The following is a 24,476-nucleotide window of genomic DNA, read 5'->3' as shown; positions in this document are numbered from 1 at the left end:
TATATAGTAAGTAACCTAATCTTTATAAGTTGTTTTCAATTTCCTTTATTTTACACCTTGCCTGGTGTTTCGAATCCTCTTTAATGGACAAACTTATTTTTAAGGAGGATTTTTACTATGTTTCTTTTCACCTTGATAGTATGTTTTATCGTTTCCATGATTATTACACCACTAGTAAAAAAATTCGCCTTTTTAATAGGAGCTACTGATAGACCTAATCAGAGAAAGGTTCATCAATCGATAATGCCAAGGCTCGGAGGATTAGCGATTATAATCAGTTTTATATTGGGCATTCTCCTCATACGTCCTGAGTACCCATCCTTGTTACCAATATTAATCGGTTGTTTGATAATAACTGTTACTGGCTTATTGGACGATATGTTAGAGTTATCCGCAAAATACAAACTTATTGGACAGCTTGCTGCGGCTTGTGTGGTTGTTTTTTGGGGGAACCTTCAAGTAGCTTTTATCAATTTGCCTTTCGGTGCGCAGCTCCACTTTGGCTTATTAAGTATTCCTTTTACAATTATTTGGATTGTCGGTATTACAAATGCGATTAATTTAATCGATGGGCTGGATGGTCTTGCCGCAGGTGTATCGTCTATAGCGTTAATTTCAATTTCCGGAATGGCAATCATTCAGGGTTATTTAATTGTTGCTACTATAGGATTAATTGTACTGGCAAGTACCCTTGGCTTTTTAATTTACAACTTTCATCCTGCAAGTATTTTTATGGGTGATACGGGTGCACTTTTTTTAGGTTTTATTATTTCAATTCTTTCACTTATGGGTTTTAAAAATGTAACCTTCATTTCATTTGTAATACCAGTTATCATCCTTGCTGTACCAATTTCAGATACTTTTTTCGCTATCTTAAGAAGAATAATCCATAAGAAACCTTTGGGTGCACCTGACAAACAACACCTCCACCACTGCATGTTGCGCATGGGCTACTCCCATCGGCAAACAGTTCTACTCATTTACGCAATGTCAGCGTTCTTTGGTTTGGTTGCTGTAATTTATTCTCAGGCACGTATTGGTGGGGCACTAGTCTTAATTGCTTTGATTGTCTTGTTCATTGAAATCATCGCCGAAAAAATCGGCCTAGTCGGTAGAAACTACCGCCCCATCCTAAATATCCTACAAACATTAAGGGCAAACACAGCCAAAAAGTAAAGGGCCTCGTAATTCGAGTGCCCTTTTAAAATTTATATACTTTTCCCGTCAAAAATAGTCCAGACCTAATATATTTCCCAATTGCCTCCCGCCAAATGTCCTACTATAATTCAAATAAGAACATCCTGAATTACCGAACAAAGTCTTCTTCCAAATAGACCGTTTCGCCCTTGCCAAGCGTACATTGTCCATTGGTCTGCTCGACCATCCAGTCCATAAAGATATTAATCTTATCTTCCTCTACATAAACATCAATTTGGACGATATCTAAGTAGAGAATATCTTTAATTTTGTATTCGGAAGCACGAAGTTCTCTTTCAATTTTCCCAAGCCATGTATAATCGATTTTCACTTGGATAATTTGAACAAGCCGTCTTTCGACGACTCCGACTGCATCTAGGCCTTCAGAAGTAGCTTTTCCGTATGCGCGAATCAGGCCGCCTGCACCGAGTTTGATTCCGCCAAAATAGCGGGTGACCACAACAACCGTGTCCTTTAACTGTCTCTTTTTCAAAACTTCAAGGATCGGGACGCCGGCCGTGCCGCTTGGCTCGCCGTCATCATTCGCTTTTTGGATATGGTCATGCTCACCGATTAGATAGGCTGAGCAGTTATGGGTGGCGTTCCAATGCTTTTTCTTAATGGTTTGGATGAACTCTTGGGCATCTTGTTCGGATTCCACTCTTTTCAATTGAGCAATAAAACGGGATTTTTGGATAATTATTTCATGTTCTCCATACTCTTTTACAGTTAAGTAACGGGGCAGCATGTTAGACTCCTTTCTTAAGTAAAAATGTAACACTAATGTAATATAATATTTTTTAAAAAAATTAATGTAATATACCTATAATATGGGTGTAAAGTTCGAATGATATAATAAATACAGCTTTATAGTACCTTCTAATAGGCTAAAGGTAGTAGACTGATATAGTAATTATACTACTTTTTTACAAAAGTCACGTAAGCAAATATTATGGCTTAGCAAAGTATTTCAAAAAATGGTAAAGTATGTTAAAGGCCTAAGGGAAAAAAGCCCCGGAGGAATCTGAAATGAATATTAAGCAAATAGATTTGAAATCAATTGATGACATTCGCGAAGCGATGATTGAAACCGTCACCTGCAGTAAAAGTGACATCTTCCGTATTAGCGAGCAATGCCGTACAGATTATGACAGCATCACAAGTGAGCTGGATAATATTAAGAATGTTATGGTTAAGTTGATCGAGGAAGGAAATCAGCTGGAGGCGCAGGTTACTACTGCAAGACACAGACTTTCAGAAGTAAGCATGAATATGAAAACCTTCTCGGAGGATGAGGTACGTGACGCCTACGAGAAGGCGCATCAGCTGCAAATGGACCTCTCCATCAATTGGCAATACCGAAAGCAGCTTCTTGAAAAAAGAGAAGAGCTCGAGCACAGGCTTGTTGGTATTAATGATACGATTGAACGTGCCGAGCAGTTGATTTCGCAAATCTGCGTGGTTATGAATTACCTGCAGAGCGACTTGAAACAGTTTGGCGAAGCGTTTGAAAATGCTAAAGCAAAGCAGGACTTGGGCCTGAAAATAATTGAAGCACAGGAGGAAGAGCGCAAGCGTCTCTCGAGAGAAATTCACGACGGGCCAGCACAAATGCTGGCAAATGTCATTATGCGTTCTGATATTGTGGATCGTGTTTTTCGTGAAAAGGGTCCTGACGAGGCATTCGCAGAGATTCAAAGCTTTAAGAAAATGGTTCGCTCAGCACTTTATGAGGTCCGCCGGATTATTTACGACCTGCGTCCAATGGCATTGGATGATTTAGGACTCGTTCCAACCCTCAAAAAGTATTTGCAGACCATTGAAGAATATCATAATCATTCAAAAATTGAATTTGTGAAAATAGGAAATGAGAAGAGACTTCCGCCGAAATATGAGGTTGCCCTCTTCAGGCTCATACAGGAATCGGTGCAAAACGCGCTCAAGCATGCCAAGGCCTGCTCCATAAAAGTTCAATTGGAAATGACGGACACCGATGTGAAAGTGTTAATCAAGGACAACGGCGTCGGTTTCGATACGAACCAAAAGAAGCCGGGTTCCTTCGGCATGATGGGCATGAAAGAGAGGGTCGACCTGCTTGAAGGAGATTTGACGGTTGATTCAAAAATCGGCAAGGGCACCGCTGTTTCCATCCATGTGCCGTTAATGAATTAAAGATTTGATAAAAAAAGAAAGTAACATTCTCTGATGGGGAATTTTTGAAAACTAGGAGGCGTTACACATGACTACAAAGATTATTATTATTGATGATCACCAGCTTTTTAGAGAAGGTGTTAAGAGAATACTAGAATTTGAGAAATCGTTCCAGGTCGTGGCAGAAGGTGATGACGGCAGCGAGGCATTAACGCTAGTTGAAGAGCACCGTCCTGATGTTGTCATCATGGACATCAATATGCCGCAAATGAATGGTGTAGAGGCAACTCGCGAACTCGTTGCTAAATATCCGGATACTAAGATTATCATCCTTTCTATTCATGATGATGAGAATTATGTCACTCATGCACTGCAGACAGGTGCCTGCGGTTATCTGTTAAAAGAGATGGATGCTGATGCGTTGATTGAAGCGGTCCGTGTCGTGGCAGACGGAGGGTCTTACCTGCATCCAAAGGTGACTCATAATTTAGTCAATGAATATCGTAAACTGGCAGCAGGTGTGACGCGCGGGGGTTCTTACGTGCAGACGATTGAAATCCGCCGCCCGCTTCATTTATTGACACGTCGTGAGTGTGAGGTTCTGCAAATGCTGGCTGATGGAAAAAGCAACCGAGGCATTGGCGAAGCGCTTTACATCAGTGAAAAGACCGTTAAAAACCATGTATCTAATATCTTGCAAAAAATGAATGTAAATGACCGTACTCAGGCTGTTGTGGTGGCGATTAAGAATGGCTGGGTGGAAGTAAGATAGTTATTTTTCTGAAAAACTATTTTATGTTACGATTGGAGAGCACGCGCAATGCGTGTTCTTTTTCTTTTTTGGAGAAAGTTTTTTTGATAAAATATTGAGCAAACCAATTAATGTAAAAAATAAGGATGGTAAAAAAAATATGAAAACGGCAATTGTCACAGACAGTACCGCATACATTCCCAAGGAATTACTAGATAAATGGAATATACATATGATCCCGTTGAATGTCATTTTCGGCAATGAAGTCTACCGGGAAGAAATCGATATTAACTGGCAACAGTTTTACGAAGAGGTAAAGGCAAAAGACCTGCCTACTACATCCCAGCCTCCAATCGGGCAGTTTGTGGAGTTGTTTGAACAGTTGGAGGCAGAGGGTTACGATGCGGTTATCAGTATCCATTTATCGAGCGGCATCAGCGGCACATACCAAGGCTCGGTAACAGCCGGAACAATGGTTGAGGGCATCAAAGTGTACTCATTTGACTCGGAAATTAGCTGCATGGTTCAAGGATTTTATGCATTAGAGGCAGCAGAATGGGCATCAAGGGGAATGGATCCTGAGCGGATTATGGCTCGCTTGGAAGAACTGAAGAGCACTGCCCGCGCTTATTTCATGGTTGACGACCTATCGCACCTACAGCGTGGCGGACGGTTATCAGGAGCAGCCGCGTTAATTGGCAGCCTGTTGCAGGTCAAACCCTTATTGCATTTTGTGGACAAAGTAATAGTCCCTTATGAAAAAATCCGCACCCGTAAGAAAGCAATGAAACGGATTGCAGATTTACTTGGAGAGGATGCAATGGGCGGCGGCCGCTACCAGGCTGTAGTAATCCATGCCAATCGTGAGGAGGAAGCAAAGGAGTGGAAAAAAGAGCTTGAGGCTCTTTATCCAAACGTCGACTTCTCCATCGGCTACTTTGGCGCCGTTATTGGAACCCATCTTGGGGAAGGCGCGATGGGCATGGGGTGGATGAAGAAATAGGTTTTTGAAGTTACTTGCCATTCCGGGTTACTGGAATGGTTTTTTTTGTGGGATCAATTTCGTTAGAGTTCTTAAAAAAGGGGCTTGGCGGATAATTTTTAAGATTCAGCGGATACCCAAATATATTTGGCAGATATTGAACTTGGTTTGGCGGATACCCCCCGAATTTCGGCGGAAATCTATTTATAATTGGCGGATAACCAAGTGGGGGAAAGAAATTAAGTTCCAGCCGGTAAGTTAGGCCAGAGGAGCATTAAAAAAAGGTAATATTAAAAATCGGTTAGGCGGATATACTTGAAGATTCGGCGGATTCTCGTCCAGAATCGGCGGATATTGGACCAGGTTTCGGCGGATATCCTCCGTAATTTGGCGGATATCAAACAAGTTTCGGCGGATATCCATACCAATTCCCTCGCACCCTCAAAATCTACAAAATTAACATAGGTTAAAATTCGACAATATTTCCCTGAAAATATAAAATATAGGTAGAATTTCATCGAAAATTTTGAAAAGGAGCGACGATTCCATTGTTAATGAGAGAACTGCCTATACCACAATGGCTTATCTTGACCGAGGTTTTACACTATCGACTCATACCTGGCCATCCCAAACATTTTGAAGTTGAAAAAGACCTCGCCAAAATTAAAGCCGGTTATAAAGGTGAACTTACTTTAAAATATTATGTAAAACAACTTCCGAACGAAAAATATTACATCTTCCACGACCTCCAACTGGAACTCAACGGAATACATTTCCAAATTGACACTCTCCTTATCTCCCGTAATTACATTCTCATAATAGAAGCGAAAAATATAATAGGTACGTTGATGTTCGATAATGTTTTTAACCAATTAATACGTATTAATCAAGACGGTTCAGAAGACGTTTTTGAGGACCCGCGAGTTCAAGCAGAAACGCTGAGGATGCTTCTTGGAAGATTCCTTGCGAAATATGGAATGAACTTTTTACCAATCGACCAGCTTGTTTTTTTCAGCAATATTAAAACCAATTTAAAAACCAACTCCAATGATATCAATGCTTTTAAAAAGGTATGTAAGAGGAGGGACCTTTTTAATAAAATTGAAGTATTTGAAAAAACCTTCCCACTACCAAAGGTCGATGACAATAGCCTCCTTAATATAGCCAATTTCCTTTTAAGCAAGCACAGCCCTAAAAAAATTAATATTTTAGAGAAATACGGCCTCAAGGTAAAAGACATCATTTCTGGAGTCCGATGTCCTCAATGCCTCCACATTCCGATGAATTACAATAGGGGAAAATGGCATTGCCCCGTTTGTCAAACAACTTCAAAAGATGCTTATATTGAGGCGATAAAGGACCACTTTCTTCTGATTAAACCATCCATTACAAATGCCGAATTACGAGGATTCCTCCACCTGCCAACAAATGATACTGCTCAAAAAATCCTCTTCCGTTTACATCTGCCTTACGAAGGAAAAAACAAAGCCCGTCTTTACTTTCCATCAAAACTTTAATAAAAAAAGAAGGTGCCCCATTGCGTTTTCAAAGAAAGAATGAAAAACTCATCCCACAAAGATTTTTCACAGAAGATTCCTATCGAATCACGCAAATACCGGAAATCCCGCAGCCACCGTTAAACCCTAACTTTACGTACAGCCGCGAACTCCAACAGCTTCTCGCAGGGAAGCAGCTCCTCCTTGACGATATCCCGCACCCACTAAATGATATTCAATCGCACTACGAGAATGGCTATGTTACATATCGTAAAGGCATCGATTATATCGGGAAAAAGCCTGTGTGCATGCGATGCGGTAACAAGGATCAACGGATGTTTGCAACCTTCCCGTGCTCCCGGTGCGGAGAAAACTGCCTTTATTGCCGCCATTGTATCATGATGGGAAGAATCAGTGAATGCACCCCTTTCATCGGCTGGAACGGTCCGGCGCCTGACACTACTCTTCCGCAAAAAATTATGGCCTGGAATGGTATCCTTTCAGAAGGGCAGCGGGTGGCTTCAGACATGGTGGTCGAGGCTATCCAGCAAAAAAAGGAGTGGCTTGTTTGGGCCGTTTGCGGAGCAGGGAAAACTGAGGTGCTTTTTGCCGGGATTGAGGCTGCTCTCGCTGCCCAAAAAAGGATCTGCATCGCCACGCCGAGAACCGACGTTGTCCTTGAACTGACTCCGAGACTTGAGGAAGCTTTTCCTGAGATCGGTGTAGCTTCCCTATACGGAGGCAGCAAGGACCGCCATCTTTATGCACCTTTAACAATTGCCACAACACACCAGCTGCTCCGTTTTTATCAAGCATTTGATGCGCTGATCGTGGACGAGGTTGACGCCTTCCCTTACACGGTCGAGGAATCGCTCCAGCATGCAGCGTATCAGTCCCGGAAACCGTCTTCCGCGATGATTTACTTGACTGCTACCCCCAATCAACAATGGCAAAGAGAATGCCGCACTGGCAAACGGTCGTTTACTACTATTCCAGCACGATTTCATCGAAAGCCTCTGCCTGTTCCTGAATTTACGTGGTGCGGCAACTGGCAAAAACAGCTCCAAAAAGGCAGGCTTCCCGCCAATGTCATTCGCTGGATAAAAGACAGGCTCGAAAGCGGCAAACAGGCACTTGTTTTCTTTCCCCATATTCCTTTGATGGAAAAAGCCCTTCCATTACTTCGCAAGCTCGATTCAAGAATCGAAGTTGTTCACGCAGAAGACCCTGAACGGAAAGAAAAGGTACAAAAGATGCGGGCAAAAGAAATTCCATTACTGCTAACCACCACCATCCTTGAGCGGGGCGTTACTTTTCCCAATATTGATGTTGCCGTTATGGGTGCCGAGGATTTGATTTTTACAGAAAGCGCCCTTGTGCAGATCGCTGGAAGGGCAGGACGAAGCAAGGATTATCCAGATGGGGTAGTGACCTTTTTTCATTATGGAAAAACAGAGGAGATGTTGAAGGCTAGAAAGCAGATTGGCATGATGAACCGGGAGGGAGTGATGCGGGGATTGATTGACGTGTGATGGAAGGCTTTCTATTTTTTTCAGAGAAAGGGACAAAACAAATGAATTTTCTCAGTCAAAACCGATGTCTTATCTGTCAAGAAATAATATATCCGGATATAGGATGGATTGCTTTTTTTTCAAAAGAAAAAGAGCATCGTGTATGCGCAAATTGTGATGGGAAGTTTGAAAAAATAGAAGGAGATATGTGCCGGATGTGCTGCAGACCGTTCCGACTGTTGGACGAGCAATTTCGCGACGGGGATTTATGCCATGATTGTACACGCTGGGAAGAGGACCCTGAATGGCAAGGATTCCTTCAAAAGAATACTTCAATTTTTCTTTATAATGATTTCTTAAAAGAGATAATGGCAAAATATAAATTTCGCGGGGATTACGTACTAGCCAAAGTGTTTGCGGATTACTTCCGGGAGGTTACGAAAGGTTGGGAAGCAGATTTATTTGTGCCGATCCCGTTAAGTGAAGAACGGCTTTACGAACGAGGCTTCAATCAGGCTGCGGCAATTTTGACAGAATCGGGAATAATGCCAACTGATATACTTTCGCGGGTCCACACCGAAAAGCAGTCCAAAAAATCCAGGTCGGAGCGAATCCATCTCCCCCAAGTCTTTCAAATCGACTCCCAAACCAACCTTCATGGAAAAAGTGTCATGCTCATCGATGACATCTACACCACCGGTTCCACACTAAGACATGCTGCAAAACTCCTCAAACAAGCAGGCGCTGACACAGTCTGGTCCATAACATTGGCTAGATAGGAGTAATGGTGTTAGGCACCGCGCGAAGACACAGTCCATCTAGGCGAACATTTAAGGGCTATCCTCAATCGTTTCAAATCAATTTCCCATATTCCCAAAGCTTATTAGTGGAAAATTGTCCCAATAAATATTAAAATAAAGATGGACAACCATTCATAATAGTAAATTTCTCCACACAAGTCAAAGGCTGTGCAAAACATTGTCACTATTTTCCCAGTGTTTTTGTCAATAAATCGACAAACAATTTATGTTGATTCAGCAGGATAATCATAGGGTAAAATAGAAATGTAATACATAGCCTTAAAATAAAGGAGGACTCCACACATGAACTATAACGTACGTGGTGAAAACATTGAGGTAACTCCAGCAATCAGAGAGTATGTAGAAAAGAAAATCTCAAAATTGGAGCGTTATTTTACAGAAGCACCTGATGCAAAAGTTAACGTGAATCTTAGATTCAATCCAGATAAAACTTCCAAGGTAGAGGTAACAATTCCACTTCCAAATTTAGTATTGCGTGCCGAAGAAACAAACCAGGATATGTATGCTGGGATTGACCTGATCACTGACAAGCTAGAGCGTCAAATCAGAAAGCACAAAACAAAGGTGAATCGCAAGTTCCGTGAAAAAGGAAATGTTGATTTCCAATTCACAACTCCGAATGCTGCAGATGTCCATGATGATGAGGAGCTGGAATTAGTTCGTACAAAACGCTTCGACCTTAAGCCAATGGACAGCGAAGAAGCAATCCTGCAGATGAATCTGTTAGGCCATAACTTTTACGTATTCACGAATTCCGATACTAACCGTACCAACGTTGTATACAAGCGTAAAGACGGCCGCTACGGTCTAATCGAAGCACATTAATAAACTATTAAAACGCTGCTGGGGCCCCTATCCCTTGGCAGCGTTTTTTAATGGTGTTATGAAAATATTACGGTACCCTAAATTCAGAATCTTCTATATAATAGTAGTAACATAACAATTGAAAGAGGGGTTCTTAAATGAATTTTGATTACCAGTACAATCCGTATCCATCCCGCCGAACGACCGTGTTTGCCCGGCGAGGGATGGTTGCCACCTCTCAGCCGCTTGCTGCCCAGGCGGGGCTGGACATTCTTAAAAAAGGAGGCAACGCCATCGACGCTGCAATTGCGACTGCGGCGGCATTAACAGTTCTTGAACCAACCTCTAATGGCATCGGCAGTGATGCCTTTGCGCTTGTTTGGACGAAGGGCAAGCTTCACGGACTGAACGCCAGCGGCCCGGCCCCAAAATCGCTGACTATTGATGCAGTTAAGGCGCGCGGCTATGATAAAATGCCAGCTCATGGTCTTATCCCGGTAACAGTTCCAGGTGCACCATCAGCATGGGCAGAGCTCTCCCAAAAATTTGGCCGCCTTCCTCTAAAAGAGGTACTCCAGCCGGCCATTGACTATGCCGAAAACGGCTATCCATTGACGCCTGTTCTTGCTAAAAACTGGGGACGCGCCTACATGCATTACAAACAAACGCTCACCAGTGAGGAATTCCAGCCCTGGTTTGACACATTTGCCCCGAAAGGAAGTGCACCAAAGGCGGGAGAAATCTGGCGTTCCCCGGATCACGCAGGGACTCTCCGATCCATCGCCGAAACAAAAGCGGAAAGCTTTTATCGTGGTGAAATTGCCGACCAAATAGCAGCCTTTTCCGAACGTCACAATGGGTTCATCTCCAAAAAAGACCTTGAAGCATACTGGGCCGAGTGGGTTGAGCCGATAAAGCTGAACTACCGGGGCTACGACGTGTGGGAGATTCCGCCTAACGGACAGGGGCTTGTGGCGCTGCTCGCATTGAACATCGTCAAGGGCTTTGAGCTAACCGAAAAGGAAACGATCGATACATATCACAAGCAAATCGAAGCTATGAAGCTTGCCTACACAGACGGCAAGGCCTATATTACCGATCCTTCTTTTATGAAAATGAAGATCGCTGATGTTCTTTGCGACGAGTATGGCGATAAGAGACGTCGGGAAATCGCCGACGAAGCGCTCCAGCCGTTTCCGTATGAGCTGCCGCGTGGGGGAACAGTCTATCTAGCTGCTGCTGATGGTGAAGGGAACATGGTGTCATACATTCAGAGCAACTATATGGGCTTTGGCTCCGGCATCGTAGTACCTGGCACGGGGGTATCTTTGCAGAACCGTGGTCATGATTTTTCACTCGACCCTTCTCATGCTAATGCTCTAAGACCGGGCTGCAAAACGTACCACACCATTATCCCAGGTTTCTTGACCAAAGGAGATCAGCCGGTTGGGCCGTTCGGCGTCATGGGCGGCTACATGCAGCCGCAAGGTCATATGCAAGTTATCATGAATACGGTCGACTTTGGTTTGAACCCTCAAGCTGCGCTGGACGCTCCAAGGTGGCAGTGGATTGAGGGGAAGAAAATTCAAGTCGAGCCGCATTTCCCCAACCACATTGCTCAGGCCTTGGCCCGGAAAGGACATCAGATTGAGGTTGCCCTTGACACAGGCTCGTTTGGTCGTGGGCAGATCATCTGGCGTGACCCGGAAACCGGTGTTTTGATGGGCGGCACTGAACCGCGGACAGACGGGTCCGTTGCTGCCTGGTGATTCAAGGGCGGCGGAAGCTCGGACATGGATTTAAAAAACTCTGTTCGGCGGATAGACCTTAAAATTCGGCGGATAACAATTCTAATTTGGCGGATATTTCCGAGATTTGGCGGATATAACGGCATACTCGGCGGATATCTGCTGTAAATCCGCGGATTACTTCAAAAGGAGAGGCAAACCAAATGACATTTTCAATCGTCGGTTATGACCCGGTAAAAAAAGAATGGGGCATCGCCGTTCAATCTAAATTTTTAGGCGTAGGGGCCGTGGTTCCGTGGGCCAAAGCGGGAATCGGTGCGGTTGCAACCCAATCCTATGCCAATACTTCTTACGGCCCAAGGGCTCTTGAATTGATGGCGCAAGGAAAGTCAGCACAAGAAACACTTGAAGTCATCCTTGCTGATGATCCTGACAAAGAAATGCGCCAGGTTGGACTCGTAGATGCTAAGGGCAACTCCGCAACATATACAGGAAGCGCCTGCTATAGCTGGGCCGGTGGCATCGCAGGACCACACTTTGCAGCGCAGGGGAACATTTTAGTTGATGCTAAAACTGTCCAAGCGATGGCTGAAATTTTTCAAAAAGCGGAAGGAACGCTGGCTGAAAGGCTTCTTGCCGCCTTAGATGCAGGGCAGGAAGCGGGCGGTGACAGCCGTGGCAAACAGTCTGCAGCCCTTTATGTCGTGAAAGAAAAAGGCGGTTACGGAGGCTACAACGACCGGTACATCGACCTTCGTGTAGACGATCATCCTGATCCAATCAAGGAGTTAATGAGAATCTATCAGCTTCAGCAGCTCTATTTTTCACCTGCTAAGAATGAAAAAATAGCAGCAGTTGAAGGAAAGGTTAAAACAGAGGTAACGCAACATTTAAAACGTTTAGGGTACCTTCCGGACGTTGACACCAGTGATGATAAAATCTATCAGGCGCTAACCACTTTTATTCATACGGAAAATTTTGAAATGCGAGAACAAAAGACGGGCTGGATTGACCTAGAAGTTCTTGATTTTTTAAAGGAAAACAAAAAATAAACACTACTCTCCAATTTCTTTTAGCAAAGGGTTCCTTTTTAAAAAGCAGGAACATTCGGCTGTGCTAATTCCAAAATTAATTACACACTTTATATAACTCATTTCGGGTCCGTATCGGGCCCGTTTTATATTTGCCCAGATTCAATCTAGTTATTTTTTACTATCATCATAGTGTTTTTTTCTTAAAATCTATTGAAAATTTGGTAAAAATCTATTAAATTGGAAAAGTATACGATATAGGTCTTTTGGAGGAACAAAGAGGATGGGCAAATCATTTCTAAAAGTTGCATCTGTTTATTTTACAATTGGGGTTTTAGCGGGAATCACGATGGGGATTATCCATGACTTCCGTCTGGCATCAGTACATGCTCACATCAACCTGCTTGGCTGGGTGTCGATGGCAATATTTGGACTCATTTATCATTTTTATCCACAAGCAGCCAACACGAAGCTCGCAAAAACACACTTTTGGTTCCATAATATCGGTTTGCCCGTGATGATGATCGGTATTGCGACGCAGGTTCTAACTGGAAGCAATGCGGCCCTGCCGGTAGCGGTAATCGGCTCCATTGTTGTAGTTGTAGGAGTTATTTGTTTCACAATTAACCTCTTCAAGCATGTTGGAAAAGGTACAAACGTGCAAACTGGTAATAAATTTTCAGTTTAATAGGACTTTTAAGACGGCTATCATTTATTTGATGGTCGTTTTTTTATAATGGAGCAGGTAAATGTACCTCTTTACAAAAACTTTTATTCATCACCTACAAAAAAGAAAAAGACCCGACGTAAAGTTTATTAGAACTTCACAAGGAGGCAATAAAAGACATGAAAAATATGAAACTGACAAACATAGTAACTAGTGGTGTACTGGCATCATCACTTATTTTTTCAGTAGGAGCAGGGGCGGCCTTTGCTACTGGCAATGACACAGCGGAGGATTCTGCAGTAACAGGTACGACTACAGAACAGGTTACAGATCAAACAGCAACAACTACTGAAAACGCAACTGATGAGACCACTACTGAACAAGTAGATAATGCATCGGAAACAACAACTTCCGAAGATGCTGAAACTCCATCAGATGAAGCAACAGTAGAAGACACTGATGCTGACGAAACTGTGGCAGTCGATGACGAAGTAAAGCAAGAAGACCAAGCCCAAACAGAAGACGTTGAAAAAGCAGAAGCGCCATCCTTGGTTCCTGGAGATTTTTTTTATTTTGTAAAAACCATCACAGAAAAAATCCGTCTTGCTTTTACATTTGATGATTATGAGGAAGCAAAGCTTTTGGCTAGTTTTGCGGCCGAACGTATTGCTGAAGCAAACACGTTGATTGTAGATGGAAAAACGGACGAAGCAGAGCAGCTGCTGAAGGACGCTCTTGCAACACAAGAGAAGGCAGCAGAGCAGCTTACAGCTTCTGAAGAAGGTACTGACAAAGAATCCGCTGATGTGGAAAAAGCAGACGACACTCAAACTGCTGATGTTGAAAAAACTGACGATTCACAAACCACTGCTGAAGGTACTGTTGAAGGCAAGTTAGCCAACAACATCGATGCACTACTGGGGGCCCTTAGCCATGTGGAAAATCCGACTGCCCAACAGGCTTTAATGAAAAACATTCAAAAATCATTTGTAAAACTTGAGAAGAAGTTTGCCAAGCTTGAAGAGAAAGATGCGGATTTTGCTGATCAAGTGCAGCAAATTGAAGAAAAAGTTTCGAACGATCAAACAGCAACTGTGAAAAAACATGGTAAAGCTCTAGGAAAGCAAAAGAAACAAGAGAAGACCGAAACAGCAGTTGAAGAAACTACGCAAACTACAGACGAAGTTGCAACTGTAACAGAAGAAAGCAGCCAAAGCGGGGATACTGCAACAGCTCGCCAGGCACAAACTGAAACTACGAATAAAGGGGCAGAGCAACAAGTTGCAGCTCAAGCAAAAGCTGCTGAAAAGCATGCTCAAGCCGCTGCAAAGGCTGCTGAAAAACAAGCTGCAGCAGCACAAAGAGCTCAAGAAAAACAATCCCAGGCAGCCCAAAAGCATGCTGAAGCAGGTAAAAAAGCTGCAGAAGCACATGGAAACGGAAATTATTAATCCTAATAAATTTTAAGAAATGGAAAGGCCTCGGTTATACCGGGATCATTAACACTAAGTCAGGGCGGTACACCCTGGCTCTTTTTCTTTTGTCATGAAATAATGTCGTGAGATCCGGAAGATGTTGAAAGGGAGAAGTGAGGGAAATGGAAAAACCTAAATTATACCAATTTATGTCGTGAGACCTCGTGTTTTTGACGTGAATGTCTAAAATGATGTCGTGAACCTTCGGAACTTGGTTGAAAAAGCCCTAATTTATGTAGTGAGGACCAATACAAATGCTGCAAAATTAGAAAAAGAGCCGGCAATCTGATTGCCGACTCCATCTCAAATATAAAAATTATATCCCTGCCCCATGGCAATTCTTATACTTCTTCCCGCTTCCGCAAGGACATGGGTCATTCCGTCCAACATTGTCCTTATTGACCTTCGGCTTCTTCTTAACAGTCTCGCCGTCTTCCTTCGGGTTTACAGCATGGCCCTGGGCGACCTCTTGGCGCTCAAGGTTATTGCGAATTTCCGCTTTCATGATGTACATGGCCGCTTCATCCTCAATGGATTCCACCATTGCCTCGAACATTGCAAGACCTTCATGCTGGTATTCGCGTAAAGGATCTGTTTGTCCGTAAGCCCGCAGGTGAATTCCTTGGCGAAGCTGGTCCATCGCATCGATGTGGTCAATCCATTTTGAATCTACAGCACGCAATGTAACAACCTTTTCAAACTCGCGCATTTGCTCAGAGGATAGAAGCTGTTCTTTTTCCTCGTAGTGCTCTTTACACTTAGCAAAAATAAACTCGACCATCTCTTCCTGATCCTTGCCGCGCAAGTCTTCAATTGTTACCACGCCTTCCCCAAGCAAGTTTGCATGGGCAAAGTCCACAATACCTTTAAGATTCCATTCTTCCTCATCCATATGTCCAGGCGCATTGACCTCGACGTGGCGCTGAATGGACCGTAAAATCATATTTTGAACGATTTCACGTAAATTCTCGGATTCCAGTACCTCATCACGTTGAGTATAAATAATCTCACGCTGCTGGCGAAGTACATCATCATATTGCAATAACTGTTTACGGGCATCAAAGTTGTTACCCTCCACTCGTTTCTGCGCACTTTCCACAGCTCGAGATACCATCTTACTTTGAATTGGCTGGGTATCATCCATGCCAAGTTTTTGCATCATTGCTTTCATATTGTCAGAACCGAAGCGGCGCATCAATTCATCTTCCATGGATAAGTAGAATTGAGTGATACCAGGGTCCCCTTGACGACCGGAACGTCCGCGCAGCTGGTTATCAATACGGCGGCTCTCGTGACGCTCGGTACCAATTACGGCAAGTCCGCCCAGCTCTTTAACACCTTCGCCAAGTTTAATATCGGTACCGCGTCCGGCCATGTTCGTCGCAATCGTGACTGCTCCTGCCTGACCCGCTTCTTGGATAATTTCCGCTTCACGTGCATGGTTTTTAGCGTTCAAGACATTGTGGCGAACACCCTTTTTCGAAAGCAGATGAGAAATCAGTTCAGATGTTTCAATTGCGACCGTTCCCACAAGTACAGGCTGTCCTTTTTGATGGCGCTCAGCGATATCTTCGACAACGGCATTGAACTTGCCTGCCATTGATGCGTAAATTAAATCGGCACGGTCATCACGGGCAATCGGACGATTCGTTGGAATGACGATAACGTTCATATTATAAATGTTGCGGAATTCTTCTTCTTCTGTTTTCGCTGTACCAGTCATTCCGGATAATTTTTCATACATCCGGAAGTAGTTTTGGAACGTAATCGTCGCCATTGTCATACTTTCGTTTTGAATCTCGACGCCTTCCTTGGCCTCAATCGCTTGGTGCAAGCCTTCGCTGTAACGGCGGCCTTTCATTAGACGGCCTGTAAATTGGTCAACAATGACAATTTCGCCATCCTGCACGACATAATCGACATCTAGGTGCATCGTCACAATCGCCTTAAGCGCTTGGTTAATATGATGGTTCAATGTTACATGGGAAATATCAAACAGGTTTTCAATTCCGAAACTCTTCTCCGCCTTGCTGATCCCTTCTTCTGTCAACATTACGGCCTTTGTTTTTTCATCGTACGTATAATCATGGTCTCTTCTCAGCGTACGGACAAACGCATTTGCCTGCATATAGAGAACCGTGGACTTCTGGGCAGATCCAGAAATAATTAATGGTGTCCGTGCTTCGTCAATTAAAATTGAGTCCACCTCGTCGATTACTGCAAAAAAGAGTGGTCGCTGTACCTTTTGTTCTTTATAAAGGACCATATTATCACGCAGGTAGTCGAAACCAAACTCGTTATTCGTACCATACGTAATATCGCAGGCATAGGCAGCTTTCTTTTCGTCCTTATCCATGCTGTTCAAATTTAATCCGACGGTAAGCCCCAAAAATTCATATAACTGTCCCATTTCGGTGGCGTCACGGCTTGCCAAGTATTCGTTGACAGTAACAACGTGCACGCCTTTTCCGGACAAGGCATTCAAGTATACTGGCATTGTCGCCGTTAAGGTTTTACCTTCACCGGTTTTCATCTCGGAAATATTCCCCTCATGCAGAGAAATACCCCCCATTAGCTGAACATGGTATGGATAAAGGCCAAGCACACGGCGGGCACCTTCGCGGACAACCGCAAACGCCTCAACTAATAGGTCATCGAGCGTTTCGCCTTTTTGGTAGCGGGCCTTGAACTCTTCCGTTTTTTCACGCAGCTGCTCATCGGTCAATCGTTCGGTTTCCGAGGCAAGCGCATCAACTTTTACAGCCAGCTTGTCCAGCCGTTTCAGCTCACGTTTATTTAAGTCAAACACTTTATTTAAAATCCCCATATTTGATGAAACGCTCCTTTTATCTGAGACTCGAAAAGCATTTTTTGAAAAAATAGATCCAATAAAAATAGCTAATTTTCCTATTTAATCTTACCATTTCCACTATGCTGGTGACAACAATGGAAGAAACTCAGCAAAAAATCACTGCCTAACATCATATTATCCACTTCAATTATGACAAATCCATGAAAAATGCATAGAACTTATGGGGTGCCTTTAAGAGTCTATGGTTGTTTGTATATTTTTAAATATTTATGTATAAAAATTAGTTCTAATGCAGTTTTACACTCTGCTTATATTGTTAATAGAACCTTTATATTACAACGTTTATATATTGTTTATTTAGTGGATTGTAGCAATTCTGTGAATGTAAAAATATTCACAAATTGTACATTGGATTCTTCTTTTTTATGTAAGATACTACCTTTAGAGAGGTAGCGATGGAAAATAAATAGAGAACCAATCAAATATGGGAAGGGTGAGGAAAATGGCCTTTTGGGGGAAAAAGAAAAAAGAAACCGATCCCGATGCAAGTGAAAGTGAAGATAGAAAAAAGGTGGGCCTATTTCGCAGACTTTGGCAAAAAGTCAAAAACATAGATTGGAAGGATCCGGTCACACGATGGAAAGTCTTGTTCATTTCACTAATTGGGTTGATTGTTGTTGGTGGCGGGAGTTATGGGGCTCTTACTTTAACCAACTCGCCGACTTTTTGTTCAAGCTGTCACGAAATGGCGCCTGAATATTCTACGTTTACGGCAAGTGCCCACAACAATATCACTTGCGTCCAGTGCCATATCAAACCAGGGACAATCAATATGCTTACACACAAAGTGAAATCCCTGAAGGAAGTTTATTATCACGTCACAGGGGTGCCAAAACAAATTGTCCAAACAGAAGAAGAAGTTGTATCTAACGAAAACTGTATGCAATGTCACTCTAAGAACCGTCTCGTTACCGCTTCCGGGGACCTAAAGGTAAACCACAAAGGCCATATTGAAGAAGGAATCCCTTGTATCTCCTGCCATGCAGGTGTCGTTCACGCTAAAATGGCTGCACGCGGTATTAACACGGATGAGGTTCGTGGAGAGTTTACGAAAGAAACTGCCGAAAAGATTATGGAAAAGAAATATCTGCGTCCAAATATGGGGACCTGTATCGACTGCCATGACAAAGTAAACAATGGCGAAAAACCTTGGAAAGATGTAGCCTACCTTGTTCCTCCAAACCCGGAGGAAGTAGAGAAAAAAATTGATGAAAGCAAGAAAGAGACAGTTAGTGAATCAGCCAAGGAAACAACAACTAAACCTGCAGCGGAAGGAACAACCGGTACTGGAACAGCTGAGGAATTGGCAAAGGCCCATGAAGAAAAAACGCAGGAGCTAATTTTACAAGCCATCGGCAAACAGCAAAAAGACGTTAAGATCTCAATGTCCTGTGAAACCTGTCATAAAAAATTAAACATTCCTAAAACGCACAAAGCAGTTGATTGGAATCAGAACCACGGTACGACAGCTATTCAAAAGCTGGATCAATGTATGAACTGCCACCAGGATTCCAAGTGGATAAGAGAAATTCCGAAGGAAGACATCATTTCCTTGCTTAAAATGGGCAATGAAAAAGTAAAATACACGCCTAACGTTACTCTTGCAAAAGACCAGGCCCGCACCAATAAGTTTTGCGCTGCTTGCCACGCAGATCGTCCAGAAGGACATGGTGAAAGCGACCAATGGCTGACTGCTCACTCCAGCCAAGCAAAAACAGCAGATCAAAAGGCAGAATGTTATGTTTGTCATGATCGTGAAAAACCAGCTGCCGATTCAGCTAGTGCTAAGGCACCGACAGATGTTTATTGTCAATATTGCCATAGAACAGGGTTTAAAGATGAAGTTAAAAATTAATCAATCTTAAAAATGGAGGGACGCATTATGGATGATGAAAAAGAAACACGAACGGCCCCTCCCCGTTTTCGCTATAGAGGATTTAAGTTTTTGACGCTGGCATTGTTCTTTTTGGCCCTGTTCTTCTTTCTAGGATTTTCAGGGCTGGAGGCGTCCTCAAGCTCAAAGTTTTGCGCTTCCTGTCATGAGATGAAACCAGAATATTATACCTGGAAAGCTTCGACGCACAGTGAAGTCGAGTGTGCGAATTGCCATATTGGGTCAGGGGTCGAAAATGTAGCGAAGAATAAAGCCGAGGGGCTATTAAAGGTTTATAAGAAAGAAGCCAATACGTACACTGCACCGATTCAGATGCCGAAAGAGATACCGAATTCAGCCTGCGAGTCATGTCATAATATGAAAACCCGTGAGGTAACCAGCTCAGGGGATCTCATAATCCCGCACGATAGTCACCTTGCGAAGGATATCAAGTGTACCCAGTGTCATAGTGGAGTGGCTCACGGAAAAATTGCGGAACGGAATGTGACGTTTAAATCTGATTACTCAAAGTGGGATACAGCGCTCGGCAAACAGATGATGAGTGATGTGAAGTTTACCAGTCCTAAGATGGAAACGTGTATGGAATGTCATGAACTTCGTAACGTCTCCAATGCATGTGAGACATGCCATAATACTGGAATGGAGCCTAAATCGCACAAGAAGGCTGATTTCAAAACAAAAAATCATGGCACTTTAGCAAAAAAGGATATTAAGAGCTGCAATAAATGCCATGGACTTATGTCCGAAACAGAAGTAGAAGGCATAAAAGAGGTTCCGGCTTCACAGGAATTTTTAAGTAATGGAGCGACCAAATCAAAACAAGTGTCGACTCAGGACTATGCAAAAGAAAACACATTTTGTCAAAACTGCCATACGACGAAACCGGAAACTCACGTAAAAGGATTCGTCAATATACATGGTGCAATAGCAAAGGATAGCAAGGAAAACTGTCTTGCCTGCCACGATTACCAAAAAACCGGTTTCAAGGATAGTAAGACTATTGCATGCAGCAGTTGTCATCCGGCCATGCATGAAGGGAAGAACTATAAGGAACGCCATCCAATTGACCTTACAGGGGTTACAGCACCGACTGAACAGTGCTATACCTGTCACAACAAGCCGAAATGTACATCTTGCCATAAAGAATAATAGTAATTAACCAGATTAGGAGGGCGAACATGGAAGCGAAATTACAGCCTAATGCCCAGGAACCTACGAGGAGTACTCAAAAAGAAAAAAAAATAAAAACCGATCGTTTTAAATGGTGGCAATCCCTTATTCTCCTTGTGGGAACCTTAGCAATATGTTTATCTGCAGGCTATTACATTAGTGAAAAATATTTGTGGAACCAGAAGGATGACGAAATTGCCAAACAATTGACCTATAATAAAACGCTTGTAGAGCAAAAACCAAATGATCCTAGCCTCCGGGTTCAGCTTGGCTATAGCTACTTCTTAAAGGGTGAAAATGACAACGCCATTAAGGAATATAAAACAGCAAAAAACTTGGATAAAAATTATTATGCTGCTTATTTGAATTTGGCGATTGTATATGATCAAGAGAATAGAACTGACGACGCACTGCAAATGGCCACAAAGGCAGCAAAGCTGGCACCGCAGGACTATAAAAGTCTTCTACTAAAAGCTAGAAGCTATAGAAAGCTAAAAATGTACAAAGAAGCAACAGCGGCATTGGAACAAGCAAATCGTTTCAAACCGGGCAATACAGATGTTATTTATGAGACTGGCTTAGTAGCCGAAGACCAAGGAAAGCTAAAAGAGGCAGAGGACATCTACAAAGAATCACTTTCTTACGACCCTACCTTTAAACCAGCAATCAAAGCATTGGATCGTATCAAGTCTAAAAACAAATAATGAAGGAGATGGAAATGCCATGAAAAAGAAGACCACCTATATATGGATGGGATCCATAGTGGCACTTAGCATCGTGCTGTTTGCAGTCATCTACTTTTTCCATCTTCAAGATGACGCAATAAAAGTAGCAGATAATTTGAAGACTGGCGGGCAACCAACATTGAGTTACTATATCCAAGGGGATTTAAATGATCCCCTTGAGAAACCGATGGATGTAACAAAAGTTGGAGAATTCGTTTATGTGACTGACACAAATCACAAACAGGTTCAAGTTTTTGATAGGTCTGGCACGCCTGTTTTTAAATTCGGCAAGGAAGGCACTGACAAAGGAGAATTTAAATTTCCGTACGGCATTGCAGGGGATAAGGATGGAAACATCTATGTGGCAGATTTATACAATGCCAACATTTCCGTCTTTAATGAAAAGGGGAAATTCATCAAATACTTTGAAGTGGCCGATAAAGCAGATCAATTAAAAGGTCCAGGAGGTTTACGGATATATAACAATCAGCTTTATGTAACTGATATTCCAAATAATAGAGTTGTAGTTTTTGATTTACAAGGCAAAAAAATGCTTGAGATCACTACTGCAACAGGAAAAGAAGACCTTCTCAATGCGCCGAATGCAGTGACGGTTGACGATGACAAAAATATTTATGTCTCCGATACAGGAAAGCAACGACTGGTTGTCTATGATAAAGCTGGAAAATATAAGCGCACTATCAATGGCTCAGCAGACAATAAGGGCAGCTCCAAATTCGTTAATCCTCGAGGAATTGGGGTAGCATCAAACGGCACGCTGTTACTGGTTGACAACATGACCCATTATGTTTATGGCTTTGACAAGGATGGAAAGCAAATTTTCCAATTTGGCGGTATTGGAAGCGATAAGAACCAGTTTTATCTTCCAAACGGATTATTCGTGGATGATAAAGGAGAAGTATTAATTACAGATACCGTAAACGCAAGGGTAGGATTTTATTACTAAAAACACTTATGCATTTTAGGAGGTGATGCCTTAAATTGAGGAAAAGATCAAGGTTTTCAGATTAATAGAGAGAGAGAGAAAAAGAGAAAAAGAGCAAGAAAACAGGGAGGTTTCTGAAATGAGTAAGTTTAAACTCAGCTTCTCACTAGTCTTGACGATTATTCTAGTGGGAATACTCAGCACTTCTGTATTTGCTAGAGGCGCCTATTGGGGCAGCTTGACTGGCGACAACAGCGGTTGGTCTTTTAAATTTATCAACACTAGCGATCAAGCTAAAGATTTCACTGTAAAAGTTTATTCAAACGAAGATGGTTATACCAATGCGTTGTATACATCTTCTGAAAAAACAGCAGTAGCTCCTCACCCAGAACCAACTGGCGCTGCGAGCGAATATGTAACAATTACTGTTACACCGGATAATGTTAATTTCCAACTTGGTGTCATTTACAAATTTGTCCTTGTTGATGTAACAGGTGACACTGAGCTAGCTACTGAAACAAAATACGGTGTCACAACTGTAAATGATACTAATAAGAAATTGTATAACGTAGCTGATGACCCTGGAATGGTAGACGTTGACGGTTCAGGGCTTGTAAACGCCAACCATACCGGCGTACCTGGAACTGCCAGCAAAGGCGGCAATAAGCATGGTTTCTACCAAAACAACACAAACTCTTGCGCAGCCTGTCACCAGACCCACACAGGCGCTGATGAATTCTTATTATTTAAAGACGGCGTTTATAGCACATGTTCTGCCTGCCACGATGGTACAACTGGTGCATATAACGCATTTGCAACATCTACTGCAGAAACTACAAAAGAAATCGCTGGTACTTTTAACATTAAAACCGATTCTGCACACAACGGTTCCCTACACCAATCTGACGGCTCTATTAACGTGAGTGCTGCTCCTGGTGGAGGTAAATCGCAAAAAATTTGGGGCGGAGAATTTAACTGTGCAAGCTGTCACGCACCGCACGGAGCAGGTTCCACTATGGAAAACAACTTGAACATGGACCCACAAGGCTGGGGCGGAGTTGAGTACAAAGCATTACCAACAGGTGTAACACCGGCCAATGCAACTGATGACCAAAAGGATTCATTAAACGGTAAATTATTCAAGGACCTTGCTATCATCGATTTAGATGCAAATCCAGCTGGATTAGCTTCATTCATTAAGCCATACGTTGTTGCTAAGAAAACAATCGCAGCTGCCGATCTTTCTGCAGATAAAACAAAAGAAGGTTACTTGTATACCCGCGCAAATGTTCAGGTAGGCCAAAAGGTTATCCAAACATACAGATGGACTGGCAAGTCTTATTCTAGAGACTTCTCTCTATGGTTAAGAGGATCTAGCCGCGAGCCAGCTAATACAGTCTTAACTGGTACTACTGATGCTCTTACAATTGTTTGGAGAGATGGTTTTGCATTTGGTGCTGCTGCAGCTGTTGATGCCGTTTCTAAAGCAACAATCTCTTTAGGTATTGATGTTGAAACTACTACAGATATTAGATCACTATTTGACAGTACTTTTCCAAACTATATTTATGACAGTGGTACAGAAATGAGTAAATATTGTGCTTCTTGTCATACTGATTATCTTTCTAACGTACGTGCTAACCTAACTGGTACTTATGCGCAAGCACACCGCCACACAACTGGCAAGGACAATCTAACTTGTGTACGTTGCCACTATGGTCACGGTACTGATGCTACAATCATGAAAGACGCTAACGATGAATCTTACTTTGAAGGCGATCATGCAGGACAGTTAGATTATTATGTGGATCCGAACCCATCTTCTGCATTAAAACGCTACACTGGTATGTCAGTATGTTACGCTTGCCACGGTTCTGGAGGTCAATTCATCAACAACCCTGCCAACGAAGCAATTGATGGACCTACTAGTCCTATCTATGGTTCTCACGCAGTTGTTAATGATGCCGGAGTTCCTTATGACGACCAGGAAGCTCCGTTAAAACCAGGCCAACCAGGTACTAGATAATAAAAAAAGCCAACAAATAGCGCCACTACTTGTTAGCTTTTGAAAAAGTATGTTTAATTCTCACAAAGAGCAGGGCAGCAATTATTGGTGCCTTGCTTTAATTTTATTATCCTTATCCGACACAAAATTGTCAAACTTTTTGACAAAATATCGTCAATAAATTGCTTCATTTCTGCCTCAATTTCCGCCTATCTTCACTGCTATAATAG

General features: G+C 42.7%; 20 protein-coding genes. 17 read left to right on the top strand and 3 right to left on the bottom strand.

Translation table 11 applies throughout. The features are described from left to right. The first annotated feature begins 117 nt into the window (after nt 1-117). Nucleotides 118-1,176: a glycosyltransferase family 4 protein gene (locus ACZ5AE_RS25210; RefSeq protein ID WP_464567234.1), complete on the top strand. Its 1,059-nt coding sequence runs from the start codon at nt 118-120 to the stop codon at nt 1,174-1,176. A 130-nt stretch (nt 1,177-1,306) separates the two neighbouring features. Here the strand turns inward: ACZ5AE_RS25210 and ACZ5AE_RS25205 are convergent, their stop codons facing one another. Next, nucleotides 1,307-1,945 (bottom strand): YigZ family protein, encoded by a 639-nt coding sequence (locus ACZ5AE_RS25205; RefSeq protein ID WP_464567233.1) that lies wholly within the window; start codon nt 1,943-1,945, stop codon nt 1,307-1,309. Between the two features lie 281 nt (nt 1,946-2,226). Between ACZ5AE_RS25205 and ACZ5AE_RS25200 the strand changes: the two genes are divergently transcribed. The 3 genes from ACZ5AE_RS25200 to ACZ5AE_RS25190 all read left to right on the top strand — a co-directional run bounded on the left by ACZ5AE_RS25200 (nt 2,227) and on the right by ACZ5AE_RS25190 (nt 5,102). Further along, a complete protein-coding gene (locus tag ACZ5AE_RS25200) occupies nt 2,227-3,369 on the top strand; it encodes a sensor histidine kinase (protein ID WP_464567232.1) in 1,143 nt (380 codons plus the stop codon). A 67-nt stretch (nt 3,370-3,436) separates the two neighbouring features. Continuing rightward, a complete protein-coding gene (locus tag ACZ5AE_RS25195; protein WP_213117639.1) occupies nt 3,437-4,120 on the top strand; it encodes a response regulator in 684 nt (227 codons plus the stop codon). A gap of 139 nt (nt 4,121-4,259) precedes the next feature. Further along, entirely contained in the window at nt 4,260-5,102 is an 843-nt protein-coding gene (locus ACZ5AE_RS25190) for a DegV family protein (protein ID WP_464573734.1), read from the top strand. Nucleotides 5,103-5,339: 237 nt separating this feature from the next. Here the strand turns inward: ACZ5AE_RS25190 and ACZ5AE_RS25185 are convergent, their stop codons facing one another. Next, entirely contained in the window at nt 5,340-5,504 is a 165-nt protein-coding gene (locus ACZ5AE_RS25185; protein ID WP_464567231.1) for a hypothetical protein, read from the bottom strand. 131 nt (nt 5,505-5,635) lie between these two features. On the opposite strand from ACZ5AE_RS25185, the gene ACZ5AE_RS25180 reads away from it, so the two are divergent. The 8 genes from ACZ5AE_RS25180 (at nt 5,636) to ACZ5AE_RS25145 (ending at nt 14,610) form a co-directional block, all read left to right on the top strand. Continuing rightward, nucleotides 5,636-6,598 (top strand): NERD domain-containing protein, encoded by a 963-nt coding sequence (locus tag ACZ5AE_RS25180; protein ID WP_464573733.1) that lies wholly within the window; start codon nt 5,636-5,638, stop codon nt 6,596-6,598. Nucleotides 6,599-6,618: 20 nt separating this feature from the next. Then, nucleotides 6,619-8,109, top strand: coding sequence for an ATP-dependent helicase ComFA (locus ACZ5AE_RS25175; protein ID WP_464567230.1), 1,491 nt, complete (start codon nt 6,619-6,621; stop codon nt 8,107-8,109). 41 nt (nt 8,110-8,150) lie between these two features. Then, nucleotides 8,151-8,867, top strand: coding sequence for a phosphoribosyltransferase family protein (locus ACZ5AE_RS25170; protein ID WP_464567229.1), 717 nt, complete (start codon nt 8,151-8,153; stop codon nt 8,865-8,867). A gap of 324 nt (nt 8,868-9,191) precedes the next feature. Further along, nucleotides 9,192-9,734 carry a ribosome hibernation-promoting factor, HPF/YfiA family gene (gene hpf / locus ACZ5AE_RS25165; RefSeq protein ID WP_464567228.1) on the top strand — a complete coding sequence of 181 codons (543 nt, stop codon included), beginning with the start codon at nt 9,192-9,194 and terminating at the stop codon, nt 9,732-9,734. A gap of 137 nt (nt 9,735-9,871) precedes the next feature. Then, entirely contained in the window at nt 9,872-11,482 is a 1,611-nt protein-coding gene (locus ACZ5AE_RS25160; protein WP_464567227.1) for a gamma-glutamyltransferase family protein, read from the top strand. Nucleotides 11,483-11,664: 182 nt separating this feature from the next. Continuing rightward, nucleotides 11,665-12,513: a DUF1028 domain-containing protein gene (locus ACZ5AE_RS25155; protein WP_464567226.1), complete on the top strand. Its 849-nt coding sequence runs from the start codon at nt 11,665-11,667 to the stop codon at nt 12,511-12,513. A 262-nt stretch (nt 12,514-12,775) separates the two neighbouring features. Continuing rightward, the gene (locus tag ACZ5AE_RS25150; protein ID WP_464567225.1) at nt 12,776-13,180 is read left to right on the top strand and encodes a cytochrome-c oxidase; all 405 of its coding nucleotides are present in this window, start codon (nt 12,776-12,778) and stop codon (nt 13,178-13,180) included. Nucleotides 13,181-13,338: 158 nt separating this feature from the next. Continuing rightward, the gene (locus tag ACZ5AE_RS25145; RefSeq protein ID WP_464567224.1) at nt 13,339-14,610 is read left to right on the top strand and encodes a DUF5667 domain-containing protein; all 1,272 of its coding nucleotides are present in this window, start codon (nt 13,339-13,341) and stop codon (nt 14,608-14,610) included. Nucleotides 14,611-14,950: 340 nt separating this feature from the next. Here the strand turns inward: ACZ5AE_RS25145 and secA are convergent, their stop codons facing one another. Further along, nucleotides 14,951-17,461, bottom strand: coding sequence for a preprotein translocase subunit SecA (gene secA / locus ACZ5AE_RS25140; RefSeq protein ID WP_464567223.1), 2,511 nt, complete (start codon nt 17,459-17,461; stop codon nt 14,951-14,953). A gap of 487 nt (nt 17,462-17,948) precedes the next feature. Here secA and ACZ5AE_RS25135 point away from each other — a divergent pair, with 487 nt between their 5' ends. The 5 genes from ACZ5AE_RS25135 (at nt 17,949) to ACZ5AE_RS25115 (ending at nt 24,267) form a co-directional block, all read left to right on the top strand. Further along, nucleotides 17,949-19,361 carry a NapC/NirT family cytochrome c gene (locus ACZ5AE_RS25135; protein WP_464567222.1) on the top strand — a complete coding sequence of 471 codons (1,413 nt, stop codon included), beginning with the start codon at nt 17,949-17,951 and terminating at the stop codon, nt 19,359-19,361. A gap of 27 nt (nt 19,362-19,388) precedes the next feature. Next, nucleotides 19,389-20,549 (top strand): cytochrome c3 family protein, encoded by a 1,161-nt coding sequence (locus ACZ5AE_RS25130; protein WP_464567221.1) that lies wholly within the window; start codon nt 19,389-19,391, stop codon nt 20,547-20,549. Between the two features lie 29 nt (nt 20,550-20,578). Next, nucleotides 20,579-21,274, top strand: a complete 696-nt coding sequence (locus ACZ5AE_RS25125) for a tetratricopeptide repeat protein (protein ID WP_464567220.1) — start codon at nt 20,579-20,581, stop codon at nt 21,272-21,274. Between the two features lie 19 nt (nt 21,275-21,293). After that, nucleotides 21,294-22,262: a 6-bladed beta-propeller gene (locus ACZ5AE_RS25120; RefSeq protein WP_464567219.1), complete on the top strand. Its 969-nt coding sequence runs from the start codon at nt 21,294-21,296 to the stop codon at nt 22,260-22,262. Between the two features lie 118 nt (nt 22,263-22,380). Continuing rightward, nucleotides 22,381-24,267 (top strand): cytochrome c3 family protein, encoded by a 1,887-nt coding sequence (locus tag ACZ5AE_RS25115; RefSeq protein ID WP_464567218.1) that lies wholly within the window; start codon nt 22,381-22,383, stop codon nt 24,265-24,267. The last annotated feature ends 209 nt before the right edge of the window (nt 24,268-24,476 follow it).

The sequence above is a fragment of the Neobacillus sp. S1227 genome, assembly GCF_055385255.1.
This window is presented reverse-complemented; position numbering and strand designations above follow the sequence as displayed.